General features: G+C 68.1%; 4 protein-coding genes and 1 pseudogene. 4 read left to right on the top strand and 1 reads right to left on the bottom strand.

Annotated elements, in window-relative coordinates; genetic code table 11:
- Positions 1-802, top strand: a pseudogene (locus FUT87_RS03590) (5-methyltetrahydropteroyltriglutamate--homocysteine S-methyltransferase); the annotation flags it as partial.
- A gap of 268 nt (positions 803-1070) precedes the next feature.
- On the opposite strand, the gene FUT87_RS03585 reads toward FUT87_RS03590, so the two are convergent.
- Positions 1071-2048, bottom strand: a complete 978-nt coding sequence (locus FUT87_RS03585; protein ID WP_091733379.1) for a GMP reductase — start codon at positions 2046-2048, stop codon at positions 1071-1073.
- A gap of 246 nt (positions 2049-2294) precedes the next feature.
- On the opposite strand from FUT87_RS03585, the gene FUT87_RS03580 reads away from it, so the two are divergent.
- From FUT87_RS03580 to FUT87_RS28355, 3 genes are all read left to right on the top strand, one after another.
- Complete coding sequence (locus tag FUT87_RS03580) at positions 2295-3416, top strand: beta-ketoacyl-ACP synthase III (RefSeq protein ID WP_091733381.1); 1122 nt, start codon at positions 2295-2297, stop codon at positions 3414-3416.
- 113 nt (positions 3417-3529) lie between these two features.
- The gene (locus tag FUT87_RS03575) at positions 3530-4561 is read left to right on the top strand and encodes a substrate-binding domain-containing protein (protein WP_147240112.1); all 1032 of its coding nucleotides are present in this window, start codon (positions 3530-3532) and stop codon (positions 4559-4561) included.
- Between the two features lie 14 nt (positions 4562-4575).
- Positions 4576-6316: histidine kinase dimerization/phospho-acceptor domain-containing protein (locus tag FUT87_RS28355; protein ID WP_186830339.1), on the top strand; the 1741-nt coding region annotated here is incomplete at its 3' end.

Raw genomic sequence — 6316 nt, 5'->3', positions numbered from 1 at the left:
TGAGCAGCTCGACGGTTTCGCGTTCACTGCCAACGGCTGGGTCCAGTCCTACGGCTCGCGCTGCGTGAAGCCGCCGGTGCTGTTCGGCGACGTCGCGCGGCCAGCGCCGATGACGGTCGAGTGGACGCGCTTCGCGCAGGGCCTCACCGACCGGCCGATGAAGGGCATGCTCACCGGGCCGATCACGATCCTGCAATGGTCCTTCGTGCGCGACGACCAGCCGCGCGCCGACACGGCACTGCAGATCGCGCTGGCCATCCGGGACGAGGTCGCCGACCTGGAGACCGCCGGCATCGCCGTCATCCAGATCGACGAGCCGGCGATCCGCGAGGGACTGCCGCTGCGCCAGGCGGAGCGGGCCGGCTACCTCGCCTGGGCGACGCGTGCCTTCCGTGTCGCCGCGTCACCGGTCGGGGACGCGACGCAGATCCACACGCACATGTGCTACTCGGAGTTCAACGACATCCTCCCGGACATCGCCGCGATGGATGCCGACGTCATCACCATCGAGACCAGCCGCTCCGACATGGAGCTGCTGCGCGGTTTCGGCGGGGAAGGGGGCGGCTTCCGCTATCCCAACGAGATCGGTCCCGGCGTCTACGACATCCATTCGCCCCGGGTGCCCGGCAGCGACGAGATGCTGCGGCTGCTGCGCAAGGCGGCGGAGGTGATTCCCGCGGATCAGCTGTGGGTCAATCCGGACTGCGGCCTGAAGACGCGGGGATGGCCGGAGACCGAGGCGGCGCTACGGCACATGGTGGAGGCGGCGAAGGCGCTGCGCGGCGAAGGGCTCGTCCGCTGAGCGACGACGCGGGGGACGACCACTTCGCAGTGGGGGTGGCCCACCTCGATGAGGGGCTGGAAGGGCGACGGGCGCTCATTTCAGGGCACGCCGGACGTGTTGAAGAACTGCGCTCCGGAGGCTTTCCTTGAAGTTCGACACGGGGGCGCGTCCGGACGATGGCATCACCAATATTTCCACTGTCGTCATTGATTTCGGCTGAAGAAAAACCCGGCCTGAGCCGGGTTTCTCGTTTCAGGTTCCTCGTCAACCAGCGGGCAGCGATGTGTTACATGAACAAATGTTCTCCGGCGTTCTCACCGCCTAGCACCACGTAATTCACCTTGCGCAGATCCGCCAAGCTGCGACCGCCAGCGTAGGAAATCGAGCTCTGCAGGTCTTCTTCCATTTCCCGGAAGGTGTCGGCCAGCTTCCCCTTCACCGGCTCGAGGATGCGCTTGCCTTCCACGTGCTTGTATTCGCCCTTGTTGAAGTCGGACGCGGAGCCGTAGTACTCCTTGTAGCGCTTGCCGTCGACCTCGACGGTATTGCCCGGCGACTCCTCATGGCCCGCGAACAGCGAGCCGATCATCACCATCGCCGCGCCGAAGCGCACGCTCTTGGCGATGTCGCCGTGATGACGGATGCCGCCGTCGGCAATGATGGGTTTGGTCGCCACCCGCGCGCACCACTTCAGCGCCGAGAGCTGCCAGCCCCCCGTGCCGAAGCCGGTCTTGAGCCGCGTGATGCAGACCTTGCCCGGGCCGATGCCGACCTTGGTCGCGTCCGCGCCCCAGTTCTCCAGGTCGATGACGCCCTCCGGCGTGCCGACGTTCCCCGCGATCACGAAGGTCTGCGGCAGCTTCTGCTTGATGTGCGCGATCATCCGCTGCACCGCGTCGGCGTGGCCGTGGGCGATGTCGATGGTGATGTAGTCGGCGCCCAGGCCCTCGGCCGCGAGGCGGTCGATGAGCGCGTAGTCGGCTTCCTTGACGCCGGCGCTGAGGGAGACCAGCAGGCCCTTGTCCCGCATCGTGCGGGCGAAGGCGACCGCGTCCAGGTCGAAGCGATGCATCACGTAGAAGTAGCCGTTGGCGGCCAGCCATTCGGTGATGGACTCGTCGACGACCGTCTTCATGTTGGCCGGCACCACCGGCAGCTTGAAGCGGCGGGGGCCGAAGTCGATCGAGGTGTCGCACTCGCTGCGGCTGGTCACGCGGCACTTGCGCGGCAGCAGCAGGATGTTGTCGTAGTCAAAGATTTCCATGGTCCAAAGTCGCAAAGTCGGGCTGCGTTGATGCAGTGCATGCCCTGGGCTGCGAGCGCTTGACTTGGGACCCGGCCAAAAAAAACCGGGTCCCAAAATTTGGGCCCGGTGGCTCATTCTACGCATGCCCCGGCGACGGCCTCGCCACCTTGCGGTGCAGCATGCACGGATCGGGGGCTTTTGAGCGCAGTTCGCTAAACTTCGCCCCCTTGGCCCCTCACCGGGCGACCTCAAAAGACCAGCCCCATGCATTCCGTCGTCATCAGCGGCACCGGCCTGTACCAACCGCCGCACGTCATCACCAACACCGAGCTGGTGGAGGCCTTCAACCGCTACGTCGACCTGCAGAACGCCGAGCACGCCCAGGCCATCGCTGCCGGCACGCGCGAGCCGCTGGTGCATTCGAGCGTCGAGTTCATCGAGAAGGCCTCCGGCATCAAGCAGCGCTATGTGATCGAGAAGGAAGGCGTGCTGGACCCGACGCGCATGTACCCGCGCTTCCAGGAACGCGCCGATGACCAGCTGTCGCTGATGGCCGAGATCGCCGTCGACGCCGCCCGCAAGGCGCTGGCCGCGGCGGGGCGCCAGCCGGAAGACGTCGACGCGGTGTTCTGCTCGGCCGCCAACATGCAGCGCGCCTATCCGGCGATGGCGGTGGAGATCCAGCAGGCGCTGGGCGCGGGCGGCTACGGCTTCGACATGAACGTGGCCTGCTCGTCGGCGACCTTCGCGCTGGAGCAGGCCTACAACGCGGTGCGCTCGGGCGCATCCAAGTGCGTGCTGATCGTGAATCCGGAGATCACCTCGGCCCACCTGGAGTGGAAGGACCGCGACTGCCACTTCATCTTCGGCGACGTCTGCACGGCCATCCTTGTCGAGCGCGCCGACCTGGCGGTCGCCCCGGAGCAGTGGGAGATCCTGGGCACCAAGCTGGCGACGCAGTTCTCCAACAACATCCGCAACAACTTCGGCTTCATGAACAAGGCCGAGGACAGCGATCCCGACGCGCGCGACAAGACCTTCCGCCAGGAAGGCCGCAAGGTGTTCAAGGAAGTGGTGCCCATCGCCGCCGCGCACATCGAGCACCATCTCGCCGCGCTGCACATCCAGCCCACCGACGTCAGCCGCTACTGGCTGCACCAGGCCAACCTGGGCATGAACCAGCTGGTGATCAAGAAGCTGGTCGGCGGCGAGGCCGGCGCGGAGATCGCGCCGCTGATCCTGGACACCTATGCCAACACCGCCTCGGCCGGCTCGGTGATCGCCTTCCACGAGCACCGCGCCAACCTGAAGCAGGGCGACCTGGGCGTGATCTGCTCGTTCGGCGCGGGGTATTCGGTGGGCAGCGTGATCGTCAGGAAGCGCTGAGACCCCACCGGGCCCCCTGAACAGGTGGCCCGCTCCCCCGGCGGAACGGCGCAGCATTGCGGCGGGAGCGCCGCCCCTGTCGGGCGGTCGCGCCGTTCACCAAGGAGCGAACCATGGTCCCGTTGCTCCGCGTGCTGCGTGCGCCGCGTGCGTTGCGTGTGCTGTGTGGATTGGCCTGTGGCGCCGCGCTGCTGTCGGTCCCGGCGCCGGCGTCCGCGCAACCTGAGCCGCCGCCCCGTCAGCGGATCGTGATCATGCCCAAGCTGGTGGGCATCGCGTACTACGACGCGGTGAAGACCGGCATCGACGCCGCCGCCCGCGAACTGCCCGATGTGTCGGTGACCTGGACCGGGCCGACGCAGGACCAGGTCGAGAAGCAGATCGAGATGATCGAGCGGCTCATCCCCACGAAACCGGACCTGATCGCGGTCGCGTCGAACGACCCGGTCGCGATCGCGCCGGTGCTGGCCAAGGCGCAGCGCGCCGGCATCCGCGTGATGAGCTGGGACGGCGACAGCCAGCAGCGCGAGTTCTTCGTCAACCTGGTGGACTTCGAGGAATTCGGCGCGCGGCTGGTCGAGTCCGTGGTGCGCGAGATCGGCCCCAAGGGGGACATCGCCCTCGTCACCACCAGCTTCACCGCGCCGAACCAGACCAGCTGGATCGACGCGATGAAGCGGACGATCTACCGCAAGCATCCGGAGCTGCGCATCGTCGACATCCGCCCCGCGGGCGAGAGCACCGAGGAGGCCTACCGGATCGCGCAGGACTACCTGAAGTCGATGCCCGGCCTGAAGGCCATCGTCGCGCTGGGCGCGCCCAACCTGCCCGGCGTCGCGCGCGCGGTCCGGGATGCGGGGCGCGTCGGCCAGGTGGCCGTCATCGGCAACTCGACGCCCAACCTGATGCGCAGCTTCCTCAAGGACGGCACGGTCCGGACGGTGCTGCTCTGGAACGCGCCGGACCATGGCTACCTCACCGTCTACTGCGCGCGCCAGCTGCTCGCCGGCGGCCTGAAGGCGGGGCAGGCCTTCGACGCCGGCCGGCTCGGCCGCTTCACGCCGCGCAAGGACGCGATCAGCCTGCAGGTGGCGTTGCCCGTCATGGTGTTCACGAAAGACAACGTGGACCAGTTCAGGTTCTGAGGCGAGGACCGGCCGTGAAGGTCTCGACGCGACTCAACCTGCTGTCGCTGCTCATCGTGCTGGCGATGACGGCCCTGGTGCTGGGCGCGGCGGTGGTGTTCCTGCAGTCCGACCTGCGGCAGTCACGCGAGCGCCTGATGCAGCTGGAACTGCAGGGCGCGACCCAGGCGATCCGGCAGCAGCTGTACCGCTCCGGCGTGCGCGCGGCCGCCCGCGAGGCCGAGGAGCAACTGCGTCAGCTGCGCCAGAAGGAGGGCTTCGCCTCGGCCACGCTCTTCATCGTCGAGCGCAATGACCTGCGCGTCGTCTACCACCCGCAGGGGCCGATCGGCCAACGCGCCCGGCATGCCTTCGTCGCGGAGATGGTGCGGCAGGGGACCGGCTCGCTGGAGTACGACTACCTCGGCGACCGCCGCATGGCGGTGTTCCATGGGCTGGAACCCGTCGGATGGGTGATCGGCGTGGCCGTGTCGCAGCAGGAGATGTACGCGCCGATGGTCCGGTTCATGCAGGCGATCGGCGGTATCACCTTCGGCGCCCTGTGCCTGGGCGGGGTGGTGGTCCACCTGTTCGGCCGCTGGCTGATGCGGCGTGTGCGCGTGGCGCTGGACTGCGTCGAGCGCATCGAGCACGGCGACCTGACGGCACGGGTGGCGCAGGCGGGCGTCGACGACGAGATCGGCGAGCTGCAGCGCGGCATCAACGCGATGGCCGGGCGCATCGAGGAACGCACCGTCTCGCAGCACGAGGCGCAACAGGCCCTGAGCGCGAGCGAGGCGCGCCTGCGCCGCGTGATCGAGTCCAGCATGATCGGCATCTTCTTCTGGGAGGTGTCGGGCGCGGTGACCGAGACCAACGACGCCTTCCTGGAGATCATCGGCTACACCCGCGAGGACCTGGAGGCGGGGCGCATCGACTGGACGGCGCTCACGCCGCCGGAGGAGGCCGAGGCCGACCGGCGGGCGATCGAGCAGCTGCGCGCCACCGGTCGCTGCGCGTCCTACGAGAAGCACTACCTCCACCGGGACGGGCACCGGGTGCCGGTGCTGATCGGCGGCGCGCTGCTGAGCGACTCGACCCGGCAGGGCGTGGCCTTCATCGTCGACCTCAGCGAGCGCCGCCAGGCCGAGGCCGACCGCCACGCGCGTCGCGTGGCCGAGGCGGCGAGCAGCGCCAAGAGCGAGTTCCTGGCCAACATGAGCCACGAGATCCGCACGCCGATGAACGCGATCCTGGGCATGTCCTACCTCGCGCTGCAGAGCGGGCTCAACCCGCAGCAGCACAACTACATCCAGAAGGTGCATGCCTCGGCCGAATCGCTGCTGGGGATCATCAACGACATCCTGGACTTCTCGAAGATCGAGGCCGGCAAGCTGGACATGGAGGCGATCCCGTTCAACCTGTCGGACGTGATGGACAACCTGGCCAACCTGATCGGGCTGAAGGCGGAAGAGAAGGGACTGGAGCTGCTGTTCGTCGAGCCGCCGGAGCTGCCCGAGGCGCTGGTCGGCGACCCGTCGCGGCTGGGGCAGGTGCTGCTGAACCTGGGCAACAACGCCGTCAAGTTCACCGAGCGCGGCGAGGTCGTCATCGGCGTGGCGGTGCTGGCGCGCGACGACGCGTCGGTGCGCTTGCGCTTCGAGGTGAGCGACACCGGCATCGGCATGAGCGCGGAGCAGCAGGGCCGTCTGTTCGAGCCCTTCACCCAGGCGGACGCGTCGACCAGCCGGCGTTATGGCGGCACCGGCCTGGGCC

It is taken from the genome of Mitsuaria sp. TWR114 (genome assembly GCF_007997345.1).
This window is presented reverse-complemented; position numbering and strand designations above follow the sequence as displayed.

Excerpts from the sequence above, each read along its gene's own strand:
- FUT87_RS03585 (WP_091733379.1), bottom strand. The coding sequence starts at position 2,048 with ATGGAAATCTTTGACTACGACAACATCCTGCTGCTGCCGCGCAAGTGC.
- FUT87_RS03580 (WP_091733381.1), top strand. The coding sequence starts at position 2,295 with ATGCATTCCGTCGTCATCAGCGGCACCGGCCTGTACCAACCGCCGCAC.
- FUT87_RS03575 (WP_147240112.1), top strand. The coding sequence starts at position 3,530 with ATGGTCCCGTTGCTCCGCGTGCTGCGTGCGCCGCGTGCGTTGCGTGTG.